Source organism: Altererythrobacter rubellus, from assembly GCF_030284385.1.
Lineage (GTDB): Bacteria > Pseudomonadota > Alphaproteobacteria > Sphingomonadales > Sphingomonadaceae > Erythrobacter > Erythrobacter rubellus.
The window spans coordinates 366,309-388,138 of record NZ_CP127221.1; the positions used below are offsets into that span (position 1 = coordinate 366,309).

Annotated in this window: 28 protein-coding genes; 12 read left to right on the forward strand and 16 right to left on the reverse strand. The window is 56.1% G+C overall.

All coding sequences use genetic code 11. From position 1 onward, the window contains the following. Positions 1-143: 143 nt before the first annotated feature. The 3 genes from QQX03_RS01735 to QQX03_RS01745 all read right to left on the reverse strand — a co-directional run bounded on the left by QQX03_RS01735 (position 144) and on the right by QQX03_RS01745 (position 3,732). Positions 144-887, reverse strand: a complete 744-nt coding sequence (locus QQX03_RS01735) for a LytR/AlgR family response regulator transcription factor (RefSeq protein WP_285976164.1) — start codon at positions 885-887, stop codon at positions 144-146. Continuing rightward, the gene (locus QQX03_RS01740) at positions 874-2,106 is read right to left on the reverse strand and encodes a sensor histidine kinase (RefSeq protein WP_285976165.1); all 1,233 of its coding nucleotides are present in this window, start codon (positions 2,104-2,106) and stop codon (positions 874-876) included. The genes QQX03_RS01735 and QQX03_RS01740 overlap by 14 nt, the downstream gene beginning before the upstream one ends. A gap of 99 nt (positions 2,107-2,205) precedes the next feature. Next, the gene (locus QQX03_RS01745) at positions 2,206-3,732 is read right to left on the reverse strand and encodes a fumarate hydratase (protein WP_285976166.1); all 1,527 of its coding nucleotides are present in this window, start codon (positions 3,730-3,732) and stop codon (positions 2,206-2,208) included. A gap of 176 nt (positions 3,733-3,908) precedes the next feature. Between QQX03_RS01745 and QQX03_RS01750 the strand changes: the two genes are divergently transcribed. The 4 genes from QQX03_RS01750 to QQX03_RS01765 all read left to right on the forward strand — a co-directional run bounded on the left by QQX03_RS01750 (position 3,909) and on the right by QQX03_RS01765 (position 6,885). Next, positions 3,909-4,496: a protein-L-isoaspartate O-methyltransferase family protein gene (locus tag QQX03_RS01750; RefSeq protein WP_285976167.1), complete on the forward strand. Its 588-nt coding sequence runs from the start codon at positions 3,909-3,911 to the stop codon at positions 4,494-4,496. Positions 4,497-4,557: 61 nt separating this feature from the next. Continuing rightward, positions 4,558-5,985, forward strand: coding sequence for a TolC family outer membrane protein (locus QQX03_RS01755; protein WP_285976168.1), 1,428 nt, complete (start codon positions 4,558-4,560; stop codon positions 5,983-5,985). A 56-nt stretch (positions 5,986-6,041) separates the two neighbouring features. Next, positions 6,042-6,470 carry a DUF2497 domain-containing protein gene (locus tag QQX03_RS01760; RefSeq protein WP_285976169.1) on the forward strand — a complete coding sequence of 143 codons (429 nt, stop codon included), beginning with the start codon at positions 6,042-6,044 and terminating at the stop codon, positions 6,468-6,470. A gap of 19 nt (positions 6,471-6,489) precedes the next feature. After that, the gene (locus QQX03_RS01765) at positions 6,490-6,885 is read left to right on the forward strand and encodes a (2Fe-2S) ferredoxin domain-containing protein (RefSeq protein WP_285976170.1); all 396 of its coding nucleotides are present in this window, start codon (positions 6,490-6,492) and stop codon (positions 6,883-6,885) included. A gap of 29 nt (positions 6,886-6,914) precedes the next feature. Here QQX03_RS01765 and QQX03_RS01770 read toward each other — a convergent pair whose 3' ends face one another. Beyond that, positions 6,915-7,208: a hypothetical protein gene (locus tag QQX03_RS01770; RefSeq protein ID WP_285976171.1), complete on the reverse strand. Its 294-nt coding sequence runs from the start codon at positions 7,206-7,208 to the stop codon at positions 6,915-6,917. Between the two features lie 120 nt (positions 7,209-7,328). On the opposite strand from QQX03_RS01770, the gene QQX03_RS01775 reads away from it, so the two are divergent. The 3 genes from QQX03_RS01775 (at position 7,329) to xth (ending at position 9,021) form a co-directional block, all read left to right on the forward strand. Then, entirely contained in the window at positions 7,329-7,760 is a 432-nt protein-coding gene (locus QQX03_RS01775) for a CBS domain-containing protein (RefSeq protein ID WP_285976172.1), read from the forward strand. A gap of 53 nt (positions 7,761-7,813) precedes the next feature. Beyond that, positions 7,814-8,143, forward strand: a complete 330-nt coding sequence (gene erpA / locus QQX03_RS01780) for an iron-sulfur cluster insertion protein ErpA (RefSeq protein ID WP_285976173.1) — start codon at positions 7,814-7,816, stop codon at positions 8,141-8,143. Between the two features lie 80 nt (positions 8,144-8,223). Continuing rightward, the gene (gene xth / locus QQX03_RS01785) at positions 8,224-9,021 is read left to right on the forward strand and encodes an exodeoxyribonuclease III (RefSeq protein ID WP_285976174.1); all 798 of its coding nucleotides are present in this window, start codon (positions 8,224-8,226) and stop codon (positions 9,019-9,021) included. Between the two features lie 71 nt (positions 9,022-9,092). On the opposite strand, the gene QQX03_RS01790 is transcribed toward xth, so the two are convergent. From QQX03_RS01790 to QQX03_RS01835, 10 genes are all read right to left on the reverse strand, one after another. Beyond that, entirely contained in the window at positions 9,093-9,743 is a 651-nt protein-coding gene (locus tag QQX03_RS01790; RefSeq protein ID WP_285976175.1) for a cell wall hydrolase, read from the reverse strand. Positions 9,744-9,946: 203 nt separating this feature from the next. Continuing rightward, complete coding sequence (locus QQX03_RS01795; protein WP_285976176.1) at positions 9,947-10,282, reverse strand: DUF1491 family protein; 336 nt, start codon at positions 10,280-10,282, stop codon at positions 9,947-9,949. A 5-nt stretch (positions 10,283-10,287) separates the two neighbouring features. Further along, positions 10,288-10,776 carry a PaaI family thioesterase gene (locus QQX03_RS01800; protein WP_285976933.1) on the reverse strand — a complete coding sequence of 163 codons (489 nt, stop codon included), beginning with the start codon at positions 10,774-10,776 and terminating at the stop codon, positions 10,288-10,290. Beyond that, entirely contained in the window at positions 10,766-11,227 is a 462-nt protein-coding gene (locus QQX03_RS01805; RefSeq protein ID WP_285976177.1) for a PTS sugar transporter subunit IIA, read from the reverse strand. The genes QQX03_RS01800 and QQX03_RS01805 overlap by 11 nt, the downstream gene beginning before the upstream one ends. 131 nt (positions 11,228-11,358) lie before the next feature. Further along, the gene (hpf, locus tag QQX03_RS01810; RefSeq protein ID WP_285976178.1) at positions 11,359-11,943 is read right to left on the reverse strand and encodes a ribosome hibernation-promoting factor, HPF/YfiA family; all 585 of its coding nucleotides are present in this window, start codon (positions 11,941-11,943) and stop codon (positions 11,359-11,361) included. A gap of 45 nt (positions 11,944-11,988) precedes the next feature. Continuing rightward, positions 11,989-12,681 (reverse strand): DNA polymerase III subunit epsilon, encoded by a 693-nt coding sequence (dnaQ, locus tag QQX03_RS01815; protein WP_285976179.1) that lies wholly within the window; start codon positions 12,679-12,681, stop codon positions 11,989-11,991. Between the two features lie 61 nt (positions 12,682-12,742). Then, the gene (gene coaE, locus QQX03_RS01820; protein ID WP_285976180.1) at positions 12,743-13,339 is read right to left on the reverse strand and encodes a dephospho-CoA kinase; all 597 of its coding nucleotides are present in this window, start codon (positions 13,337-13,339) and stop codon (positions 12,743-12,745) included. Further along, a complete protein-coding gene (gene aroE, locus QQX03_RS01825; protein ID WP_285976181.1) occupies positions 13,336-14,190 on the reverse strand; it encodes a shikimate dehydrogenase in 855 nt (284 codons plus the stop codon). Before aroE ends, coaE begins: the two co-directional genes overlap by 4 nt. After that, complete coding sequence (locus QQX03_RS01830) at positions 14,187-14,771, reverse strand: Maf family protein (protein ID WP_285976182.1); 585 nt, start codon at positions 14,769-14,771, stop codon at positions 14,187-14,189. Before QQX03_RS01830 ends, aroE begins: the two co-directional genes overlap by 4 nt. Beyond that, positions 14,768-15,616: a pyruvate, water dikinase regulatory protein gene (locus QQX03_RS01835; RefSeq protein WP_285976934.1), complete on the reverse strand. Its 849-nt coding sequence runs from the start codon at positions 15,614-15,616 to the stop codon at positions 14,768-14,770. The genes QQX03_RS01830 and QQX03_RS01835 overlap by 4 nt, the downstream gene beginning before the upstream one ends. Positions 15,617-15,953: 337 nt before the next feature. On the opposite strand from QQX03_RS01835, the gene hemE reads away from it, so the two are divergent. From hemE to rho, 3 genes are all read left to right on the forward strand, one after another. Then, on the forward strand, positions 15,954-16,973 hold the full coding sequence (gene hemE / locus QQX03_RS01840) for a uroporphyrinogen decarboxylase (RefSeq protein WP_285976183.1): 1,020 nt from the start codon (positions 15,954-15,956) through the stop codon (positions 16,971-16,973). 50 nt (positions 16,974-17,023) lie between these two features. After that, complete coding sequence (locus QQX03_RS01845) at positions 17,024-17,482, forward strand: CopD family protein (protein WP_285976184.1); 459 nt, start codon at positions 17,024-17,026, stop codon at positions 17,480-17,482. Positions 17,483-17,665: 183 nt separating this feature from the next. After that, positions 17,666-18,931, forward strand: coding sequence for a transcription termination factor Rho (gene rho, locus QQX03_RS01850; RefSeq protein WP_285976185.1), 1,266 nt, complete (start codon positions 17,666-17,668; stop codon positions 18,929-18,931). Positions 18,932-18,973: 42 nt separating this feature from the next. Here the strand turns inward: rho and QQX03_RS01855 are convergent, their stop codons facing one another. Continuing rightward, the gene (locus tag QQX03_RS01855) at positions 18,974-19,378 is read right to left on the reverse strand and encodes a nuclear transport factor 2 family protein (RefSeq protein ID WP_285976186.1); all 405 of its coding nucleotides are present in this window, start codon (positions 19,376-19,378) and stop codon (positions 18,974-18,976) included. Next, positions 19,375-20,073 carry a dienelactone hydrolase family protein gene (locus QQX03_RS01860; RefSeq protein ID WP_285976187.1) on the reverse strand — a complete coding sequence of 233 codons (699 nt, stop codon included), beginning with the start codon at positions 20,071-20,073 and terminating at the stop codon, positions 19,375-19,377. The genes QQX03_RS01855 and QQX03_RS01860 overlap by 4 nt, the downstream gene beginning before the upstream one ends. A 118-nt stretch (positions 20,074-20,191) precedes the next feature. Here QQX03_RS01860 and QQX03_RS01865 point away from each other — a divergent pair, with 118 nt between their 5' ends. Beyond that, positions 20,192-20,449, forward strand: coding sequence for a DUF6489 family protein (locus tag QQX03_RS01865; protein WP_285976188.1), 258 nt, complete (start codon positions 20,192-20,194; stop codon positions 20,447-20,449). Positions 20,450-20,466: 17 nt separating this feature from the next. Next, positions 20,467-21,744, forward strand: a complete 1,278-nt coding sequence (mnmE, locus tag QQX03_RS01870) for a tRNA uridine-5-carboxymethylaminomethyl(34) synthesis GTPase MnmE (RefSeq protein WP_285976189.1) — start codon at positions 20,467-20,469, stop codon at positions 21,742-21,744. Positions 21,745-21,830 lie beyond the last annotated feature (86 nt).

Genomic DNA, 21,830 nt, shown 5'->3' on the forward strand with positions numbered 1-21,830 from the left:
CCTGGCGGCAGTAATTGAAGAACAAAGGCGGGGCGGCTGACCCTGCCAAACAGACCTGCACAATTCTGTGCAGACTAGCGGCCTGAACCCATACCAGTCCCGGGGTTCAGGCCGCTTCTTTTTTGAGGAACCGCAAGGAGAGCCTAGCGGCCGGCCATCGCCTTTACTTTCGGCAGATATGTTCGGCCGATCCGCAAGGCATCGCCGTTTTCCAGTTCAGCTGACCACACCCCCAAACCATCATGGCACAAGCCCCGAATACGGTCCTTGCGCAGAATCGTTGAACGGTGGATGCGGATGAATTCGGTTGGGTCGAGCCGTTGCTCCAACCCGGCGATAGTTTGCAGCAAGAGATAGCTGCGTTCGCCTACATGCAAGCGAACATAGTCTCGCTCGGCATCGATCCGGCTCACTTCGGTTACCGCGATACGCAACAATTCAGAGCGGTGCGGCACCCAAAGTTCTTCGAGCCATTCGCCCTTGCTTGCGCCGTTATTGCCACGACGCGAAGCCGCGCGTTCGATAGCCCGCGCAAGCCGATCCGATGCAACCGGTTTCAACACATAGTCGATTGCATCGAGATCGAACGCTTCGACGGCGAAGTGATCATGCGCGGTGACAAAGATTACTGCGGGGGGATTGCTGTATTTGGCAAGCTCCTTCGCTACTCCCAACCCGTCAAGTTCCGGCATGGTCATATCGAGCAAGACCAGATCGGGCGACAGCTTCTCGGCCAAGCGCAGCGCGGCGGCGCCATCGCTAGCGGTGCCAACAACATTGATAGTCTCGACCTCGGCGCAAATCACTTGGATGCGCTCCACCGCGAGTGGCTCGTCATCGACGATCAATGTGCGCAGCGGCGCTTCGGGGGATTCAGTGTCTGCCATTGCGGGTCAACGGTATGCGCATTTCGGTGCGATAGCCACCAGGAACAGGGCCGGATTCGAGCACAATGTCCGAACCAAAGCGAGCCTCCAGACGGTCACGGACATTGGCCAGACCAATACCGAAACCGTGTTTGGCGCTCTCGGGAACACCGGGCCCATCGTCGCGGACAACGATAACAAGCCGGTCAAATTCTTCGCGAGCTTCAACCGTGATCGTCACAGGGCGGTTCACTGGCGAGACCGCATATTTGACGGAATTCTCGATCAATGGCTGGAGGATCATGCCGGGCACTCGAGCGTCGGCAAGATCTGCCGGCAAATCGAAGATGCTCTTGAGGCGCTCGGGGAAGCGAACAGCCTCGATTTCAAGATAGAGCTGCTGCAAGTCGAACTCGTCATCGAGCGGAACGTCGCAGGTCGGATCGTCAGCCAGACTATGGCGATAGAAGCGCGACATGGTCTGGATCATTTGCTCGGCTGCTTGTGATTTGCCTGTCATCACCATGGATGACAGCGAGTTCAATGTATTGAACAGGAAGTGCGGGTTGACCTGATAGCGGAGTGATCGCAGCTCGGAAGCCTTCGCAACTTCGCGGAATTCGCTCGCGCGCCGTTCCGCCACGCGCACTTTCTCGCTGGTCAGCAGGGCCAGATATATCGAGCACCATGCCAGCATCAGAAAATAGCGGCTGAAGGCGATATCTGCGAGCGGTCCAATAAACGCGAACAACCCAAGAGACGCTTGCTGCCGCTCAAAATAGGCATCGCGTTCCTTGAGAAGGTTCGCTTCCACGTCAGCTCGTGCGATCGCCTCTGCTTCGCTTTCTTCGCTATATTCGCTTTCATCCAGCTCATCGTCGCCACCGATGATGTCGATGAACACTTCCTCCATCCGCTCATTCATGGTTGAGAAGACAAGATTGTTCATCTGCGCCAATACAAGCGCAGCAGGGAGCGAGAGAATCAGCGCCGCAGTCACTTTGGCCCAGAGCGGTTTCGCATCAAAGAAACGCAAGAACAGCCACAAAGCGATAGTTACAGCCACGCCGCCGATCACGACGATAGCGCGCAACACCATCATTTCGCCCGACATGCCGAAGCCAAGAATCTCCCAGCGAAGCGAAGCCAAGGCGTAATAAACCGCCCACAAGACGATGATGGAAATCAAGACCAGCTTGAATGGAACCCTCACGGGCTTGCTTTTTGCGACTTTACTCATTGGAATCGCCACTACCCGCGCCCGTTCGGAAAGGCGAATCCGTCATCGGGCATGATATGCCGTTCATCGAAAGTTCATCGAGTCAGCAGGTTTTGCCGATCAGCTGTTTTCGAGCAATTTTTCCTTTGCGATCCGTGCCTTCCACTGCGCCGGTGCCAATTTGTGGACGTTGGTCCCATGACTATCGACAGCGACGGTCACAGGCATGTCTTTCACGGTGAACTCGTAAATCGCTTCCATGCCGAGGTCTTCAAATGCAACCACTTTGGCCTCTTTGATCGCGCGGCTGACGAGATAAGCCGCCCCACCAACCGCCATCAGATAGGACACTTTGTACCTGCTGATGACTTCAACCGCGTCATGTCCGCGCTCTGCCTTTCCGATCATGGCAAGCAGACCGAGATCGAGCATCATCTCGGTGAATTTGTCCATGCGGGTCGCGGTGGTCGGGCCAGCTGGGCCGACGACTTCGCCCATGACGGGGTCAACCGGGCCGACATAATAGATGGCGCGGCCCTTGAATTCGACCGGTAGCTCTTCGCCCTTGTCCAGCATGTCCTGAATGCGTTTGTGGGCCGCGTCGCGCCCGGTCAGCATCGCGCCGTTCAAGAGCAAGCGATCGCCGGCTTTCCAGCTCGCAACCTCTTCGGGGGTAAGATTATCGAGATCAACCCGCTTGGCTTCGCTATCAGGCGTCCATTCAACCTTGGGCCAAGCGTCCAGATCGGGTTGCGGCAGAAAGGCCGGGCCAGAGCCATCCATAGTCACATGGGCATGGCGGGTGGCGGCGCAGTTCGGGATCATCGCCACAGGCTTGCCCGCTGCGTGACACGGCCAATCAAGAATCTTCACATCGAGAATAGTCGAAAGGCCGCCCAGGCCCTGTGCGCCCACGCCTTGCGCGTTGACCGCATCGAAGATGTCAATCCGCAGCTGTTCGATATCGTTCTGGGCCCCGCGCTGCTTCAGCTGCGCCATGTCGATCGGGTCCATCAGACTTTGTTTGGCCAGCTTGATGCAATGCTCTGCTGTGCCGCCGATCCCGATGCCCAGCATGCCTGGAGGACACCAGCCCGCGCCCATCGAGGGGATCTGTTCGACCACCCAATCGACGATATTGTCCGATGGGTTCATCATTTTGAACTTGGACTTGTTCTCGCTGCCGCCGCCCTTTGCAGCCACATCAATGCTGATAGTGCTGCCCGGGACCATCTCTATAGAAAGCACGCAGGGTGTGTTGTCGCGCGTATTGCGCCGCGTGAACGCCGGGTCAGCCAGAATCGAAGCGCGCAGCTTGTTTTCAGGGTGATTGTACGCGCGTTTTACGCCTTCATCGACGACATCCTGCAGGCTCTTGGCCGATTCGAGGCGGCAGTTCTGGCCCCATTTGATGAAAACATTGACGATGCCCGTATCCTGGCAAATCGGGCGATGCCCCTCTGCGCACATCCGGCTGTTCGTCAGAATTTGGGCGATCGCGTCTTTGGCGGCTCGCCCTTGTTCCACCTTGTAGGCTTCACCGAGCGCCTGAATGTAATCCATCGGATGATAGTAAGAGATATACTGCAGCGCGTCCGTGATCGTTTCAATCAGATCGTCTTCGCGGATAATTGTCATGTCGCTCATCGAAGCTGTGCTCCTGTCGGTCGATTCCCGTACCCTTTGGCTCCGTGGCACTTCTAAGTCCATCATCCAATTGCAAACAATAGCGCATGAGTTGCAAAGAACTTGGCTGACGAGCGCACAAAGGCTAGAGATGTTTGACGTAGTGTATTGTGTATGTAATACAGCCGGTGAATGCCATGACAAAGACTGATTCCTCCGCCGCCCGCAGGGCAATGATTGACAGCCAGCTGCGCACCAGCGGCGTGAACGAGCCGTTCGTAATCGCGCGAATGGGCAGCGTTGCTCGCGAAGATTTCGTGCCAGCCGGCGCCAAGTCCATTGCCTATATGGACCGCGCGATTCCTCTGGGTGATGGCGCATTTCTCGCCGCACCTATAGTTCACGGCAAGATGCTAGCCGAAGCGCGTCCGGGCCTGGATGACAATGCGCTCGTGGTCACGAGTGGCTCGGCCTTTCTTGCTGAGTTGGTCAAGCCATTGGTCGGCAAGCTCGACACCAAATCGGTCAAAGAGATTGTCGACGGCAAGAAGGGTCGCAAGACCTATTCACTAATCCTGATCGATGGCGCGATCGAGGAACTGCCCGATACGCTGGCTAAGCGCCTCAAAGATAATGGCAGGATCGTAACCGGTGTGGTTGAGCGCGGCGTCACCCGCCTCGCAACAGGGCGCAAAGTGGCTGGAAACGTCGTGCTACAGCCGCTTGCCGACATCGGAATTCCCGTGCTGCACGCTTTCGACAAACCCAAGGAATGGAGCTTCTAATCTGATGATGCGGAGCAAGACCTGCCGGCGCACAGCCGCGTTACTCGTTCTAAGCTCCGCAATGGTTCCGGCCACTGCGCAGGCTGATACGCTGCGCGAAGCATTGGCGGCAGCTTACGAAGCAAACCCTTCATTGGAAGCTGCGCGCGCGCAGCAGCGCGCAACCGATGAAGATGTCCCGATTCAAGCATCGCGAGGCGGCATTGATGTCAGCGCGGTCGCCAATCATATCGAGTTCACCAAGGTCTCGCCCAACAGCTTCACTGCGCCCGAGCGGCGTTTTTCGGCTGGATTGGATTTGACGGTCCCGATCTACTCTGGCGGCGCGGTCAATAATGGCATCAAAGCCGCCAAGGAACGCGTGGCTGCAGGTCAGGCTGATCTCCGTGGGACGGAAAGTTCGGTTTTCAGCCAGGTGGTCGCGGCCTATATGGATGTGCTGCGCACTGAAGCGCTGGCTATGCTTGCCGGCAACCAGGTCGAAGTGCTCACGATCAACCTTGAAGCGACCAATGACCGTTTCGAGATCGGCGAGCTTACGCGTACCGACATTGCGCAATCACAATCGCGGCTGGCCCTGGCGCAAAGCGATTTCCGCAATGCACAAGCAAATCTGATTTCTGCACGCGAGACATATATCCAGCTGATAGGTCGAGCGCCGCAGGATCTTCAGGCGCCGCCACCGCTGCCAGGCTTGCCCGATACTGTGGGTGAAGCTGTGGTCACCGCGCTCGACAACAACCCCGATCTGATCGCGGCAAAGGAACGTGCGGACGCGGCGGGCTATGATTCGGAAGTGGCGGGTGCTGGCCGCCTGCCGACGATCGGCGGCTTTGTGAATTACGACTATACCGATTTCTATGGCACTTTGGGCGGCCCGATCTCAGCCAATTTTGCGCAGGATGAAACCACCGCCAACATCGGTGTTCAGGTGACTGTGCCAATTTTTCAGGGTGGTCGCCCCGCAGCTCAGCAACGTCAGGCCTTTGCACGCGAGACCGCTGCTCTTGAGAACGTGATCGCCACAGAGCGTAGCATCATCGCGCAAACTCGCGCCGCCTATGCCAGCTGGCAAGCGTCGCGGGCGGTGATCGAAAGTTCCGAGGCGGCGGTTTCCGCAGCCGAACTCAGTCTGGAAGGTGTGCGGGCCGAAAACTCGATAGGCAATCGTACGATTCTGGACGTTCTCAACGCCGAGCAGGAATTACTTTCTGCCCGCGCGCAATTGGTGACAGCCCGGCGCAATGCCTATGTCGCGGGATTCAGCGTGCTGGCGGCGATGGGCCGGGCTGAAGCACGCGACCTCAATCTCGATACTGGCGGCGTTCTCTATGATCCTCAGGTCAATTACGACCGGGTCAGGAGCAAGATCTTCGATTGGCAGCGCGACCCGGAGCCAGAGGCAAATTCAACCAGAACCGTTGACATCCCGGCTGCTGACGCGATGATTGGGCCGCCTGATGAATCGGGTGACGTCACAAATTATTGACGTCACAGAGACCTTGGGCCAACTCGGCAGTTGAGAAATCAGGGGTGTACGGCGCAATGGCGCACAGCAATAACGAAGCATCGGTCGAAGAAATTCTTGAATCAATCAAGAAGGTTATCGCGCGTGACAATCGCGAGATTCCACCTGCTGTGCGTATCCCGGAAGAAGGTGGCGCGATTGCGGACGAGGATGATGTCCTCGATCTGGGCGAAATGGAGTTCGCCGATGACGGCGAGATTGCTGACACTTCGCTGACGACGGACGCGGTCCAAAAATCGATGCGCGACAATTTCGAAGCGCTGGCGATGCTGGCAGAGCCCGGTGCAAGACCACAGATCGTCCGCTCGGGCGAAACATCGCTCGAAGGCATGGTCCGCGATATGCTGCGCCCGATGCTGGCCGAATGGCTCGACACAAACCTGCCTGGAATGGTCGAAAAGATGGTTCAGGCCGAAATCGCCCGGATTGCCGGCAAGCGCCGCTAGCCAATCCGGCAACGCATCAATGCCTGATCGCAGCCCTCTGGATGACGCCCGACTGGGCCTCGCAAAGCTAGGCGGCGAAACGATCGACCGGCATGTCTTTTTGTGTGCGATGAGCGAAAAGCAGAAATGTTGCGCGCGTGAAAAAGGTGTGGCCTCGTGGCAGTTTCTCAAGCGCCGATTGAACGAGCTGAAATTGGCCGGGCCCAAACGGATCAATCCCGAAGGCCGGCCTTGCGGTGGGGTTCAGCGCACCAAGGCAGATTGCCTGCAGGTTTGTGCCGCCGGGCCCATCGCTGTAGTCTATCCCGACCGCGTCTGGTACCACTCGGCAAGCCCTGACGTGCTGGAGCGCATTATCCAGGAACATCTGGTTGGCGGAACGCCAGTCGAAGAGTTCCGGCTTTCGAACGACTGACCGCAGTCGCCATCAACCTTCAACGTGGGCTAGTCTTCGTCATGTCTTGGCAGGTTGTTGTCGACCGATGCGTCATGACCGGTGCCGTTTGACAGGAAAACCAACCCCATCAATGCACTGGTTAGCAGCATGGTGAAGCCGATCCCCAAAGCGACGGCGATGTAGAAATGGATCGAGACTGCACCGTTGAATTTGTAGAGTAGCGCGATTGCAATCAGCACCACACCCACGGTCAGCATGAACATGAATCGCATGATCCGGTGGTAGCGTGCCCAGGCGTATGCGGCGTTCTCGGGATCATCAAGCGGCGATTTACTGACCATGTGCTGCGACATGGGGCCTCGCAAGCCGCGATGCAATGTCCATTGTGAACCGATAGATTCGCCTTTTCGCAAAGAAGGTGGCATGTTTTACAAGGAATAAGACAAGAGAGGAGAAAACCCATGACAATCGCGCGGATCATTGAGGGACGCCGCGGCGCCGAAGTCATCTCCTGCGACTCAAACGACACTATGCGAGAAGCCGTCGCCCTGCTCGCAAAAAAGCGGATTGGCGCTGTGCCTGTGATGCGCGGTGGTTCGGTTGTCGGGATATTTTCCGAACGTGATGTGATCTACAAGCTGGCGAACGAGGGTGAAGCCTGCCTCAATCGCCCACTCACAGATGTGATGACTGCGCCGCCCATCACCGTCGAAACAACAAGTCTGATCAACGAAGCATTGGCGCTGATGACAAGGCGCAGGATCCGTCACCTCCCCGTAATGGAGAACGGTGCCATGGTCGCGTTTATTTCGATCGGCGACCTAGTGAAATACCACACCGATGAGGTCGAGCACGAGGCAGAGGCCCTGCGCGAATATATCCAAACCGCCTGATCGGGCGCGCGGAGCTTGCTGTTTGGGCATTCGCACCCTAAATTTGCTCCATCATGGCTGAAACACTCACTCTGACACCGGCTGCGGCAAAGCGCGTATCCTGGATTGCCGAGAAGCAGTCCAAACCCGCAATCCTGCGCCTTTCAGTCGAGGGGGGTGGATGTTCAGGCTTTCAGTACAAATTCGATCTGGCTGATGCCGCCGAGGAAGACGATTCCATCAGCGAGACCGCTGGTGTGAAGTTAGTGGTTGATCCGATCAGTCTTGATCTGGTTTCCGGCAGTGTGGTCGACTTCGTAGAATCTCTCGGGGGTGCGGCCTTCAGAGTCGAAAACCCACAAGCGGCGGCGGGTTGCGGCTGCGGGTCCAGCTTCGGGATATAGGGTTTGGGCCTTTGTGGTCAGCAGGATCACTCGCAATAAAGGTGTTTGATCGCGCGTGATCTTCGGGCACTAGTCGCCTCATGAAAATCGCGACCTACAATATTAATGGCATCAAAGCGCGGCTGCCGCGGTTGAAGGAATGGCTCACGGAAACCCGGCCAACCGTCGCATGCCTGCAGGAAATCAAAAGCATGGACGAGAATTTTCCGGCCCATGAATTTGAAGACGTTGGCTATCACGCAATCTGGCATGGTCAGAAGAGCTTCAACGGTGTCGCCATTCTGGTCGACAAAGAAGCTGGCCTTGGTCAACCCGCAGAGGTTCAGCGCGGCTTGAGGATCGACGGCCCGAACGATGGCGAGGGCGAACAGGCCCGCTATCTTGAGGTCGATGTTGGCGGTGTACGGATTGTTTGCATTTACCTGCCAAACGGCAATCCGCAGCCTGGGCCGAAATTTGACTATAAGATTGCCTGGATGGCGAAACTGCGCGAACGCATGGCGCAAATCTGGGCTGAGGAGGTGCCAGCGGCTGTGCTGGGCGATTTCAACGTTATTCCGGAGGATAATGACGTCTGGGCAACCAAGGCCATGGCCGAAGATGCGCTGATGCAGCCGGAACCTCGTGGGGCCTATGCACGTCTACTAGCCTATGGCTGGACGGATGCGCTGCGCACCCACAATCCGCGCGGTGGCGTTTGGACATATTGGGATTATCAAGCGGGCGCATGGCAGCGAGATCATGGATTCAGGATCGATCACATTCTGCTCAACCCGGAAACTGCAGACAGGTTGGAGGCTGTAGGAGTCGATAAGGACCATCGCGGGCGCGAAAAAGCCAGCGACCATGCACCTGTTTGGGCAGTGTTGCGGGACTAAAGCGCTCAAAAACTAAAAGGGCCCGCCTGTTCCCAGACGAGCCCTCTCAATATTATGAATGCGGGAATTCCTCACCGATAGAAGATATGCTGGTTGATTGTAGCGCGGGCCGTTTTCTTCCGGCTCCAGCTTGGACTCACATATTTCGCGTGGAAATAGAGCGCGTCTTCAGCCTCTGATTCCCACATACCTTCATGCGCGATGCGAGCGATTGCCTTCGCGCGTTTCCAAGCTTTCGAGCCTGTATTGATACGGGGCATAGCACCGCCACGAACGAATGAGAATTGGGCGCGCTGATAAACAACGCCGCAATAGCTTGATGGAAAGCGCGAACTGTCCGCGCGGTTGATCACAACTTGTGCCACAGCCAGCTGACCGGAAAGCGGCTCGCCGCGCGCTTCAAAGTAGATCGCGCCGGCGAGGCAGCGCATCTGCTCTGACAGTGTAAAATCGGTTTCAGTTTCGGAAACAAGTTCCCGCAGCGAACTTGCGCGGGTTTCAGAGGAAACCTCTTCGCTCGGCTCGGCGAGTGGCTGAACCACTTCTTGTGCGACGAAAACAGGGAATGATGCCGGTTCGGCATCAGCAGCGACATCGATGGCCACCGCAGCCTCAGGATCCGTGTCCTGAGCTAAAGCGCTTGAAAGTTCAGCACTTGCGAATGTCAGGGTGAGAGCCGCTGCCGCAGCAGCAATCCCGAGCCCATGGCTCCTTCGGGTCATATTGTCCGTTATTTTAAGCGGTGAGCTAGCTCCGTCGCAGGCTGGGACCGATACCTTTTGGTATTCAATAAGTGGTCCAATTTCATGGCCTGCCGGCCGCCCCCCGTCTGCGTGCTAGCGAGCTCGACCTCATTGCCGAGTATACGCCGCCTACGCGCCTAGAAGCTGGCGGGGCAAATAGGCGACTTTCCACGGAGGTCAAGTTAACGCGGCAAGGATGCGATGAACTGTGCGCCATCAGCGATATCTGCCTCCAAAACCCAGGTATCGGGGTCTTGTTGCTTGCGTCGCTCAATGTATTCGAAAATTTCTTTATGGTTTTCAGGGTTTTGCTGCTTTGCAGCAAGAAACGGTCGCGAACCATCCAATTGCGGCATCTTTTCGAAAAGAACTGCATTCTCACCGCGATAGAAAGTTAAGATAAGGATCGTTCCGGCATCTCTTTCGCCCTTGGCGGTAACCACTGCGAAACCTCCGGCGGCCTCGACCAGGCGAATAATGGCTGAAACTTCCAGATGTGCTGGTAGGCGCGCGTCCAAAGTGCTTAATCCGCCCCCGCCGAATATCCTGGCAAGCCGGACAAGGCGATGCGTGATCGCATGAATGTGCCGGTTCCGCGGCCGATTTCCTCGCCCTCTGCATCGATCAACCGCGATTCAGCCACGAAAACGCGGCGTTTCCCACTGATCCAGAGCCCTTCGGCCACCACTTCGCCCGACCGCACAGGCTTGGTGAAGTGCAGGTTGAACGAGGTAGTCAGAAGAAAGCGATCCGTCGTGCGGGAATTCGCAGCGTAGAACGCCGCGTCATCGAGCATCTTGAAATAAATGGTGCCATGTGCAGCGCCAGCCGCATGAAAGACACTTTCGTCGATCTGGAATGTAATCCGTGAACGACCTTCACCGGGGATCTCGAGCCGAGAGTTGAATGTCTCGTTGATCGGTGCGGAAGCGTATAGGCGTTCCAATGCGCGATAATGCAAGTCGGCGCCTATGCCGACGCCCCCTGCTTTGGCGCGCCCCTCAGGCGGCATCACGCTCTAGATGGCTGGCCAGAAGCGCATACATGGCTTCCGTATTGGGCGCTTCGATCAAAGCCTCACGCGTATGTTCATCACGCGCCAGACGCGAAATCGCCGCCAATGCATGCAGGTGAGCAGCACCGGCATATTCTGGCGACAATAGTCCGAACACCAGCTCGACGGGCATGCCGTCTGCCGCTGCGAAATCAACAGGACTTTCCAAGCGCAACAAAACCGCCACAGGGCGCTTCACCTTCAAAGAGCGAGCATGTGGAATCGCAACGCCATTGCCGAAACCGGTTGAGCCGAGTTTCTCGCGCTCTTCCAACCCTTCAAGCACATCGGATGCGTTCGCATTATAGCAAGCCGAAAAAAGCTCGCTCACGCGCTCAAGCACCAAATCTTTGGATTCCAGACAGGCAGCAGCAATCGCCTCTGGAAGTAATTGAAAATTCACATTCATTTTAAGCTGTTTTCAACCCGATATTCTATTTCAGCGACTTCAAAATTCGGTACACATCCCATGCAGGATGAATATTTCCAAATGGTGTTCATCTTCTTCAGGCTGACCGCTGTAAACTAGCGGTTCACCCCTTAGCGCGGCTCAACCCACCCGATCGAACCGTCGGATCGGCGATAAACCATATTGTGACGCCCGGTTCCAGCATTTTTGAAGAATAGCGCGTTGGTGTCTCGCAAGTCGAGCATCATGACAGCATCAGCTGCACTGGCCTCGGGAATATCAACACTCGTCTCTGCAATGATCGGTGGAGCATGATGAAGGAGCTCCTCCTCACCCTCGTCACTGGCAAAGATGGTGTAGCCAGCCTCTTCGAACGTATAGGCTGCGGCTTGTTCGGCACGGGCGAAATCGGCTTGCTCATGGCGGTCATTCAAGCGCCTTTTGTAACGGCGCAATTGTTTGTCGATCTTGGCAGACGCCGCGTCCAGAGCCTGATGTGCATCAGCTGCATCGGCATGTGCTTTTAGAATCAGGCCCTGCATAACGTGCGTGACAATATCGCATGCGAACATGCCAGCAGGCGCTTTGCCAAAGGTGACATGCGAAGAGATAGCACGGTCAAAGTACTTCTCGACTATCCCGCCCAGCCGGCTGTCCACATGCTCCCGCAAGGCATCGCCGGTTTCGATCTGATGGCCCGATACGCGAATATCCATATGTGGGATCTCCTCAAGATTGGTAGGGGACATAACCCCCGGTACTCAATTCAACCAGATCGGTTTTTCGATCCGTTCGAGAAACTTCTTGTGGCGTGCAACCTCGGCATCACTCGCCGCATGCGGCCTGGCCTCGCGCCGCGGTCCAGATGCTTTGGTCGGGCGGGTTGAATCTAGTGCGGCGACACGATCACACTGGCTGTCAGCCGCCAGTTCCAAACCGATCTGGCGCCCACCCATCAGCTCTACGTAAACCTGAGCCAGCAATTCAGCGTCAAGCAGCGCGCCGTGCTTCACGCGGTGGCTGCGATCAACGCCATAACGCGTACACAGGGCATCAAGTGATACTTTTGCGCCCGGGTGGCGTTTGCGCGCGATGGCAACGGTGTCGACCATTCGGTCCATGTTGATAGGTTCGCGACCGATGAGCTTCAGCTCGTTATTAAGAAAGCCAAAATCAAAGCCCGCATTGTGCGCAACCAGCGGTGCATCCCCCAAAAACGCGATCAGTTCATCGATCTGCGCAGAGAAAAGCGGTTTTGTTTCGAGGAAGGAAATCGACAATCCGTGCACCGCTTCAGCGGCAGCAGGCATATCGCGTTCGGGATTGTAATAGGCGTGGTAGGTGGCCCCGGTCGGCACCCGGTTGATTATTTCTACACATCCCATTTCAACCATCCGGTCACCCGAATCAGGGTCCAGGCCGGTGGTCTCTGTGTCGAAAACAATTTCCCGCATTGGTGTTACTATCGGACTCGCATTCTGATTTGGCAAGCGATTCCGGAACACGGGCAGAGCTTTATCTCTCCGCACTCAATTGTGCGATCAGATCGGTAACCGCAGCTTCAGTTTCAGCCAGAGTAACGCCAGTATCGATCACATGGTCAGCGCGCTCGCGCTTCTCTATATCAGGGGTTTGCAGTGAAAGAATATGCGCGAACTTCTCAAGCGTCATCCCTTCACGGCCAAGCACTCGCTTTCGCTGGATTTCGGCCGGCGCCGACACAACAACAATCGTATCCACGCTTTCATGGCCGCCCTTTTCGAACAGCAAGGGAATGTCGAAGACCACCATCGGCGCACCGCCGTGTTCGATCATGAACTCTATGCGTTTGGCCGCGACAGCAGGATGGACGATCGCCTCCAGCCGGGAGAGGGCATCTGGGTCCCCAAAAACTAGCTGACCAAGGGTGTCACGCTTAACCCCCTTGGGACCGGTTGATCTGGGAAAAGCAGCTTCGATGGCCTCGAGCAACTCGCCACCCGAACCCTGCATGGAACGGACTTCTTTATCGGCGTCAAACACAGGCACACCGTGTCGCTCGAACATTTCTGCGACTGTCGATTTACCCATTCCGATCGAGCCGGTAAGACCTATGATGAGAGGCTTTGTCATCGCGTTAGAAGCTCCCGAAGCTGCGCATCGTGCTCGCGCGGCGCGGCTTGCCCGAAGAACTTCTCGAATGCAGCCGCTGCCTGCCCGATTAGCATATTGAGACCGTCCAATGTTTGATGTCCGGCGGCGCGGGCGTTCCTCAGGAGTGCAGTATCGAGCGGATCGGTCACGATATCATAGGCAATCGCACCTGGTGGTGCGTGGCTCCAATCAAATGCGAGTTCGGATTGCCCGCGCATACCCAGTGCCGACGCGTTGACCACCAGATCCAGGCACCCATCACGATCATCGAAGGCAAAGTCGGTCGGCTCTGCAAAATGATCGAGATGTACTGCGTGATGCTGGCCCTTTGGAGCAACCTCTTCGAGAATAGACCTTGCCTTGTCGGAGTTGCGTCCTGCAAGAACTATCGTGAAGCCTTGTCCGGCAAGGCCGGCAACAATGGCCCGAGCCGCACCACCTGTGCCCAGAACACGAGCCATCCGAAAATAGTGTTCTTGCGATAATTCGCCACGGAGCGGTTCAAGGAATCCGACCGCATCGGTGTTGTAACCGATGAGCTGGTCACCTTCACGAACCAGAGTGTTGATTGCTCCGATTTGTGTAGCGACCGGGTCCAGCCGGTCAGCCAGATCAATCGCAGCCTGTTTATGTGGCATCGTAATGTTGCAACCCCGCCATTCAGGGTCACTGCGGCGCGATTTGATGTAATCGCCAAGTTTATCGCTCAACACATGCTGGGCACGATAGGTCGGTGCAGCCCCCAATTTTTCGAGCCAGAAATTGTGGATTGCAGGAGACTTTGAATGAGCGATTGGGTCGCCAATGACTTCAGCATAGGGCTTGATCATGAAACCAACCCACCCAGGTCGCGCAGTGCGCCAAGTACACCCAGCAGCGGCATTCCGAGTACCGTGAATTGATCACCGTGGATCCGTTCAAACAATTGCGGGCCCATGGCTTCAATCCGGAAAGCGCCTGCGCAATAGCCGATCTCTGGCCATTCAGCATCGAGATATTGCTCGATAAATTGCTCGCTTAATTCGCGCACATGAAGCTCGGCCAGAGATGTAGTGCTCCATTCACACGTATCATCGCGCACGATCGCAGCGCCGCTATGTAGCTCCATGACCTTACCTGAGAAGAAACGCAGATGCTCGGCTGCCTGTTCGCGACTTTGCGGCTTGTCGAAGCGCTGCCCGTCGCACACGACCAGGCTATCACTGCCCAACACCAGCCGTGCGGCATTGTCTGCCGCCACAGCTTGGGCCTTTGCAACACTCAGAGCCTCGGCAATCTCCTCCGGGGAACAGCCGGAAAGCGCCGCTTCGACGGCGCGCTCATCTATATGTGCCGGCATGGCTTCATACATGACCCCTGCTGCATCCAGCATCGCCCGCCGTGACGCACTTTTGGAGGCCAGGATGATCATATCGCGCCTTCACCACTTTCATCCGGCGCTGCCGCTTCGTCTTTCCGCTCTTGCATGAACCGGATCACCGCCGCTGCTGTCTCCTCAATCGAACGCCGGGTTACATCAATCACGGGCCAACCATTGTCGGCAAACATCCGCCGCGCAAACTGCACCTCTTCGCGCACCCGCTCATCATCGACATAGGATGTCTCTGTTGCTTCGTTGAGTGACAAGAGCCGGTTGCGACGCACCTGGACCAGCCGTTCCGGAGCGGTCGTCAAACCCACCACCATGGGGTGACGAAGCCCGAACAAAACCTTTGGCGGCGGCGATTCAATTACCAAGGGGATGTTCGCAACCTTATACCCGCGATTGGCAAGGTAGATGCTTGTTGGCGTTTTCGAGCTGCGCGATACACCAGCCAGAACAATGTCCGCTTCTTCCCAATCTTCCCAGCCAATCCCGTCGTCATGGGCAATCGTATAGTGAATTGCATCGACACGGCCGAAATAAGCTTCGTCCATCAGGTGTTGGCGGCCAGGCCTGCCATGCGCCTCTTCACCCAGCTGCACCTCGAGTGCGGCGGTTACCGAATCCAACACGGGCACGGCGGGCAGACCGATCTGGCGACAGTGCTCCTCCAGACGCGCTCGTGTGTCTGGATTGACCAGGGTGAACAGGACCAGACCGGGGCTATCCACCAGCGAAGGCACAATCCGGTCCAGGTGCTGGCGCGAGCGCACCATCGGCCAGAAATGATGAACAACCTCGGGAGTGTCGAATTGCGCCAATGCCGCCTTGGCGATCATCTCCAGTGTTTCACCGGTCGAGTCAGAGACAAGATGTAGGTGCATGTTTGCTATTCCGGTTGAATACGATCTCTGTCGATTAGAGCTCTGTGGACGAAAACCGGCATAAACCACGGGAGAAGTCTGAGGACAAGTTCGTGGAGCCAATCCATGCCCGCCATCAAGTGTTTCACCAAGGGGTCTGTAAACATCTAGCTAGAGCTGTCCCCAGCCTGTTGATAGCAAGCAAAAGTTTGACTCGACTCCCGCAGAGTCGCGAGTCGAGGTCAATCACAACCTTTGCAATAACGGGAGAAATTGGGCAGGAGTCACTTGTTCCCGATATTCACAGGGCCAACAGATTCTACAATCTTTATATATAATATAATTATAGTTGATTGGACTTAGACCTATGCCTGGTTTGCTTCTCGATACTTTACGCGGTCATAAGGCTTCCCGACCACCTATGTGGCTGATGCGCCAGGCTGGGCGCTACCTTCCTGAGTATCGCGAATTGAGAGCGGAGAAAGGCGGTTTTCTCGATCTGGTGTATGACAGCGATGCGGCTGCGGAAATCACGATCCAACCATTGCGCCGGTTTGGGTTTGATGGTGCAATCCTGTTCTCCGATATCCTGATTGTGCCACATGCGATGGGCCAAGGGCTGGAGTTTCTGGCTGGCGAAGGACCCAAACTTTCGCCGCGCTTGCTTGATGCAAAGCTTGAGAGTTTCACGGCGCAACCCGAGCGTTTCGAGGCAATTTACGAGACGGTATGCAAGTGTCGCGCGATGATCGGTGATGATGTGACCATGCTGGGCTTCGCGGGAAGTCCGTGGACGGTCGCGACTTACATGGTGAATGGCGAAGGCAGCCGCGATCAGCACGCGACGCGCGAGCTGGCTTACACGGATCCGGCCCGTTTCCAGTCGATCATTGATGCGATAGTAGATGTCACCATCGGCTATCTGCGTGGTCAAATCGATGCAGGCGCTGAAGCAGTGCAATTGTTTGATAGCTGGGCTGGCAGTCTGGCGCCTGACCAGTTCGAACGCTGGGTAATTGCGCCCAATGCGACAATCACCGCAGCAATCAAACAATCGCATCCTGACGCGCCGATTATCGGTTTTCCAAAAGGCGCCGGTGCAAAGCTGGCGCAATATGCCAAGGAAACCGGTGTCGACGCGCTGGGTCTGGATGAAACGGTTGATCCGGTCTGGGCAAACAGGGAAGTTCCACAAGGCATGCCGGTGCAAGGCAATCTTGATCCCTTGATGCTGATGGCAGGCGGCAAAGCGATGACCGATCGGATCGAATTCATCATCGATACCTTTGCTGACCGCCCGCATATCTTCAATCTGGGTCATGGCATCGGCCAGTTTACACCGATCGAGCATGTTGAGCAGTTGGTTGCCGCGGTTCGCGGCGCTTGAACCAAATGCGGGGGTGACGGACCGATGAGGGATACCTACATATCCATGCGATGCAGGACATCATTGCTGTGACTTACCTTTGGCTCAAGGCCGGCCATATCATCTTCGTGGTGTTCTGGATGGCTGGCCTGTTCATGCTCCCGCGCCAGCTGATCTATGTGCATCCTTCAGCGCCGGGATCAGAGGAAGAAGCGCTATGGGTCAAACGTATGGACCTGCTACGCAAGATAATCCTGACGCCGAGTATGATCATTGCTTGGGCGTTTGGGCTGCTTATGAGCGTCCAGCTGGGCTTGTTTAACGGTTTACCCGGATTAGGGTGGTTACACGCCAAAATCCTCTTTGTTGTCCTTCTGACGGGCTTTCACGGGTATTTGATCGCGCAGACGAAGAAGGTTGCCAAGGGTCAGCGACCTTTGAGCGAAAAGCAGCTTCGCATGATTGGCGAGTTGCCAGGGCTGCTGCTGGTTATCATCGTAATTCTAGTGGTGGTTTTTCGTGCTATGTAAAATCGGTAACAATTCCTGATTGACGATAGCGTGGCGCAATTCTATCCCGAACTCATCTAACCGGCATCAAGGCATCGCGTTCAAGCGACGCCAAGGTCTGCTTTCTCCAAGCCCAAACGCCTCCGGACCCAAACGAGGCACTGACCTGTCGGCCAACATTTTCCAACACGGACAAGAATCGAAATGCATCTTAAAGACTTGAAAGAAAAAACCCCGGCCGAATTGGTCGCGATGGCGGAAGAATTGGGCGTTGAAAGCGCAAGCACTATGCGCCGTCAGGATCTGCTGTTCAGCATCCTGCGCGAGCTTGCTGAAGATGACGAATACGAAGAAAAAATCATGGGCATCGGCACGATCGAAGTGCTGCAAGATGGCTTTGGATTTTTGCGCTCGCCCGAGGCAAACTATCTAGCTGGGCCGGACGATATCTATGTCTCGCCTAACCAAATACGCAAATGGGGTTTGCGCACCGGGGACACTGTCGAAGGTGAAATTCGCGCACCCAGAGAAGGCGAACGCTATTTCGCGCTGACAAGTCTGACTACCGTCAACTTTGACACGCCGGACGCAGTGCGCATGCGCACCAATTTCGACAACCTTACTCCGCTCTATCCCGACAAGAAGCTCAACCTCGATCAGGTTGACCCGACAGTCAAAGACAAGTCTGCACGAGTGATCGATATTATCGCGCCCCAGGGCAAGGGCCAGCGTGCATTGATCGTGGCGCCGCCACGTACGGGTAAAACGGTGCTGCTGCAGAACATCGCAAAGGCGATCACGGACAACCACCCCGAGGTTTTCCTGCTGGTTTTGCTGGTTGATGAGCGACCCGAGGAAGTTACGGACATGCAGCGCAGCGTTAAGGGCGAGGTGATCTCCTCTACCTTTGACGAGCCTGCCAATCGCCACGTCCAGGTCGCTGAAATGGTGATCGAGAAGGCGAAACGGCTGGTTGAGCACAAGCACGATGTTGTCATCCTGCTCGATTCGATCACACGTCTGGGCCGTGCCTACAACACGGTGGTTCCAAGCTCAGGCAAGGTTCTGACCGGTGGTGTGGATGCCAACGCATTGCAGCGCCCGAAACGTTTCTTCGGCGCTGCGCGTAACATCGAAGAAGGTGGATCGCTGTCCATCATCGCAACCGCGCTGATCGATACCGGCAGCCGCATGGACGAAGTAATCTTCGAAGAATTCAAGGGCACCGGTAACTCGGAAATCGTGCTTGATCGCAAGGTTGCTGACAAGCGCATCTTTCCGGCGCTCGATGTCGGCAAGTCCGGCACCCGCAAGGAAGAGCTGCTGGTCGACAAGGACAACCTCTCGAAGATGTGGGTCCTGCGCCGTATTCTCATGCAGATGGGAACAGTCGACGCGATGGAATTCCTGCTCGACAAAATGAAGGATTCGAAGACCAACGAAGACTTCTTCGAAACCATGAACCAGTAATTTCTAGCAGATTCAGGGCGGGTTTTCAGCAGCGAGAGCTCGTTAACCCGCCTTCATAAGCTCCAACTGCGCGCCCATCATTTCCCAGACCTTGTTCACCGCTTTCAGTGGGCGCACCATTACCTTGAAATCGGTGATCAAACCCTCGTCGTCAAAGGTTATCATGTCGATGCCGTTGACCTGAATACCGTCCATCTCTGTCTGGAATTCGAGCACCGCGGTGTTCCCGTCCACAACTTCGCGCAGATATTGAAAACTGTCATTGCCGAGCGTTTGTCCGGCGGCGGTTAGATAGGCAACGACGATCGGGCGCCCTTTTTGCGGTGTGTGTACAACCGGAGAGTGAAACACAGCGTCTTCGCGCATGACGTTTGTTAGGGCGGCTGGTTCACTTCCACCTTCGATCACTTCATGCCAGCGTTTGAGGCCTTTGGCAGCCGGGCTCATGACAGATGCTCTGCAAAAAATGCTTTGGTGCGGCCATCAGCCAGCTGAGCGCCTAGTTCATCTCGCCGGTTTCCACTCTCGGTTGCGAAACCGTGGTCCAACCCTTCATAGTCGTACAAGGTCACGCGTGGATGGTCATCAAGACCTGCGTGCATTGCGGCCTGCGCTTCGGGGCCAACGAAATGGTCAGCGGTTGGAATGTGTAATAGCAATGGGTTGGCTATTGCGTGTTTTTCACCCAGCATCTGGTCGATCATCACACCGTAGTAGCCGACAGAAGCATCAATGTCCGTCCGTGCGGCGGTCATGTAGGCAAGCTTCCCTCCAAGGCAGTACCCCACACAACCAACCTTGTTCACGCCGGCATCTCTACGGATCCAATGTATTGTTGCCTCGATGTCCTTGACGCCATCGTCCGGATTATATTTTCCAAAATAATCAAGAGCTTCGTTAAACTCCGTCTCAACGTCAGGGTCGAGTTCGAGTCCGGGCTTCATACGAAAGAACAGATCAGGTGCAACCGCCAGATATCCTTCCGCAGCCCAGCTATCGCATTTGCGACGAATGCCCTGGTTCACGCCAAATATCTCCTGGATCACAATAATCGCTGCTTTAGCTGTGCCTTCAGGACGCGCGACATAGGCGTTGAAATCTGCATCGCCGGCAAGAGTGGAAATTGTAGCCATATCGGACATTTGGGCGCTGCTCCTTTGATTCTTGGTGAAAGCGGCTTATCGCTTGGCAAGCGGGTTTGCCAAACCCAAATTTGAGAGGATGCTCGCCTGATAAGCGCGAGGCAAAGGAGGAATCGCGATGAAGGTCAATATCGAGATCGACTGCACACCCGAGGAGGCGCGGGCATTCATGGGTCTGCCCGATGTGTCGGAGGCAAACAGCGTCTATGTCGACAGCCTGACGAAGGCGATGAAGGGTGTCTCGAGCCCAGACCAATTGCAGGATTTTGCCAAGCACCTTGCGCCGATGGGGCAGATGGGGATGCAGATGTTCCAGAATTTCATGAGCGGCGGAATGGGCTCTGCGGGTGACAGAAAGAAACCTAGCGACGACTAGGATCGGTGCAGCCGCAAATGACTGACACAATTTTTGCATTGTCTAGCGGTGCGCCGCCGGCCGCAATCGGCGTAATCCGCATCAGCGGCCCTGCAGCCGGAACCACCCTTGAATCGATGGTGGGTCGCGACATCCCGGCGCGCAAGGCAAGTTTGGCGAGGTTGCACGCTGTGGATGGCACTGTGTTGGATGAGGCCTTGGTATTGTGGTTTCCGGGTCCAAAAACAGCCACCGGCGAAGATCTGCTGGAATTGCATTGTCATGGCGGGCGCGCAGTAGTTGCTGCAATTGAGAGCGAGCTTTCCTCCTTCAAAGGTCTTCGTAAGGCTGAACCTGGAGAGTTCACTCGCCGCGCTTTTGCAAACGGACGGATAGATTTGGCCGAGGCGGAGGGCCTGGCTGATCTGCTAAGCGCGGAAACCGAGCTCCAGCGCAGCGCAGCTATGGCAATGGCAGGAGGAGGGTTGTCGCGGCAGGTTGAAGAATGGCGCGATGCGCTCCTGCGTTTGGCGGCTGAAGTCGAGGCTGCGCTCGATTTTTCCGACGAGGCTGATGTAGGCGGCCTTGCAGATGATTTTTCCGCGCGCGTACAGCTGCTTTCCGATCAATTGGATGATTTTCTGCAGCGTCCACGTTCTGAGCGGTTGAGTGAGGGGTTTCGTGTTGTGTTAGCGGGGCCGCCAAATACAGGGAAATCCACTCTTTTCAACGCGTTGGTTGAGAGTGAGGCCGCTATAACCTCGCCGATTGCGGGCACAACGCGTGATGTGATTGAACGGTCTGTGGCGATCAGCGGTGTACCCTTTACCTTTGTGGACACTGCGGGCCTTCATGATGGTGGTGACGATGCAATCGAAGCAATTGGCATCGACCGTGCGCGCAGCCAGCTGAAAAGTGCCGATTTGGTGTTGTGGTTGGGGCCTGATCACGAGGAGCCGAATGGTGCTTGGGGGATTGAAGCCCAGGTGGATAATCCAACGCATTTGGTTAAATCGGCGCCCATGTTTCAGGTCTCTGCTCTCACAGGAGAGGGGGTGGGTGAACTCAAGTCAGGATTGCTCGAACTCGCTCGAAATACATTGCCCAAACCGGGAGAGGCGGCTCTCAACGCGCGTCAGCATAACCTTCTTCAAGATAGCCACGGGGCTCTGTTAGAAGCGCATGACTCCACAGATCCGCTACTGATTGCCGAGAGTTTGCGCCGTGCACGCCTCGCTTTTGACCGTTTGATCGGGCGGGCTACAACAGAGGATATGCTCGACGCGCTGTTTGGGCGCTTCTGCATCGGAAAATAATCGAAGCAAAGCCCAGGTGTTTCACGTGGAACATGTCGTGCGACCATACCGAGGATGGTTAGGGCCGAAAGGGCTTTGACCCCGAG

Coding starts and splice junctions, on each gene's coding strand:
- QQX03_RS01860 (WP_285976187.1), bottom strand. CDS start 20,073: ATGTCCGATATGGCTACAATTTCCACTCTTGCCGGCGATGCAGATTTC.
- QQX03_RS01755 (WP_285976168.1), top strand. CDS start 4,558: ATGGTTCCGGCCACTGCGCAGGCTGATACGCTGCGCGAAGCATTGGCG.
- xth (WP_285976174.1), top strand. CDS start 8,224: ATGAAAATCGCGACCTACAATATTAATGGCATCAAAGCGCGGCTGCCG.
- QQX03_RS01745 (WP_285976166.1), bottom strand. CDS start 3,732: ATGAGCGACATGACAATTATCCGCGAAGACGATCTGATTGAAACGATC.
- hpf (WP_285976178.1), bottom strand. CDS start 11,943: ATGGATATTCGCGTATCGGGCCATCAGATCGAAACCGGCGATGCCTTG.
- erpA (WP_285976173.1), top strand. CDS start 7,814: ATGGCTGAAACACTCACTCTGACACCGGCTGCGGCAAAGCGCGTATCC.
- QQX03_RS01735 (WP_285976164.1), bottom strand. CDS start 887: ATGGCAGACACTGAATCCCCCGAAGCGCCGCTGCGCACATTGATCGTC.
- QQX03_RS01750 (WP_285976167.1), top strand. CDS start 3,909: ATGACAAAGACTGATTCCTCCGCCGCCCGCAGGGCAATGATTGACAGC.
- QQX03_RS01865 (WP_285976188.1), top strand. CDS start 20,192: ATGAAGGTCAATATCGAGATCGACTGCACACCCGAGGAGGCGCGGGCA.
- hemE (WP_285976183.1), top strand. CDS start 15,954: ATGCCTGGTTTGCTTCTCGATACTTTACGCGGTCATAAGGCTTCCCGA.
- coaE (WP_285976180.1), bottom strand. CDS start 13,339: ATGACAAAGCCTCTCATCATAGGTCTTACCGGCTCGATCGGAATGGGT.
- QQX03_RS01800 (WP_285976933.1), bottom strand. CDS start 10,776: ATGCCGCCTGAGGGGCGCGCCAAAGCAGGGGGCGTCGGCATAGGCGCC.
- mnmE (WP_285976189.1), top strand. CDS start 20,467: ATGACTGACACAATTTTTGCATTGTCTAGCGGTGCGCCGCCGGCCGCA.
- QQX03_RS01740 (WP_285976165.1), bottom strand. CDS start 2,106: ATGAGTAAAGTCGCAAAAAGCAAGCCCGTGAGGGTTCCATTCAAGCTG.
- QQX03_RS01765 (WP_285976170.1), top strand. CDS start 6,490: ATGCCTGATCGCAGCCCTCTGGATGACGCCCGACTGGGCCTCGCAAAG.
- QQX03_RS01770 (WP_285976171.1), bottom strand. CDS start 7,208: ATGGTCAGTAAATCGCCGCTTGATGATCCCGAGAACGCCGCATACGCC.
- dnaQ (WP_285976179.1), bottom strand. CDS start 12,681: ATGCGGGAAATTGTTTTCGACACAGAGACCACCGGCCTGGACCCTGAT.
- rho (WP_285976185.1), top strand. CDS start 17,666: ATGCATCTTAAAGACTTGAAAGAAAAAACCCCGGCCGAATTGGTCGCG.
- QQX03_RS01855 (WP_285976186.1), bottom strand. CDS start 19,378: ATGAGCCCGGCTGCCAAAGGCCTCAAACGCTGGCATGAAGTGATCGAA.
- QQX03_RS01845 (WP_285976184.1), top strand. CDS start 17,024: ATGCAGGACATCATTGCTGTGACTTACCTTTGGCTCAAGGCCGGCCAT.
- QQX03_RS01790 (WP_285976175.1), bottom strand. CDS start 9,743: ATGACCCGAAGGAGCCATGGGCTCGGGATTGCTGCTGCGGCAGCGGCT.
- aroE (WP_285976181.1), bottom strand. CDS start 14,190: ATGATCAAGCCCTATGCTGAAGTCATTGGCGACCCAATCGCTCATTCA.
- QQX03_RS01775 (WP_285976172.1), top strand. CDS start 7,329: ATGACAATCGCGCGGATCATTGAGGGACGCCGCGGCGCCGAAGTCATC.
- QQX03_RS01805 (WP_285976177.1), bottom strand. CDS start 11,227: ATGAATGTGAATTTTCAATTACTTCCAGAGGCGATTGCTGCTGCCTGT.
- QQX03_RS01830 (WP_285976182.1), bottom strand. CDS start 14,771: ATGATCATCCTGGCCTCCAAAAGTGCGTCACGGCGGGCGATGCTGGAT.
- QQX03_RS01760 (WP_285976169.1), top strand. CDS start 6,042: ATGGCGCACAGCAATAACGAAGCATCGGTCGAAGAAATTCTTGAATCA.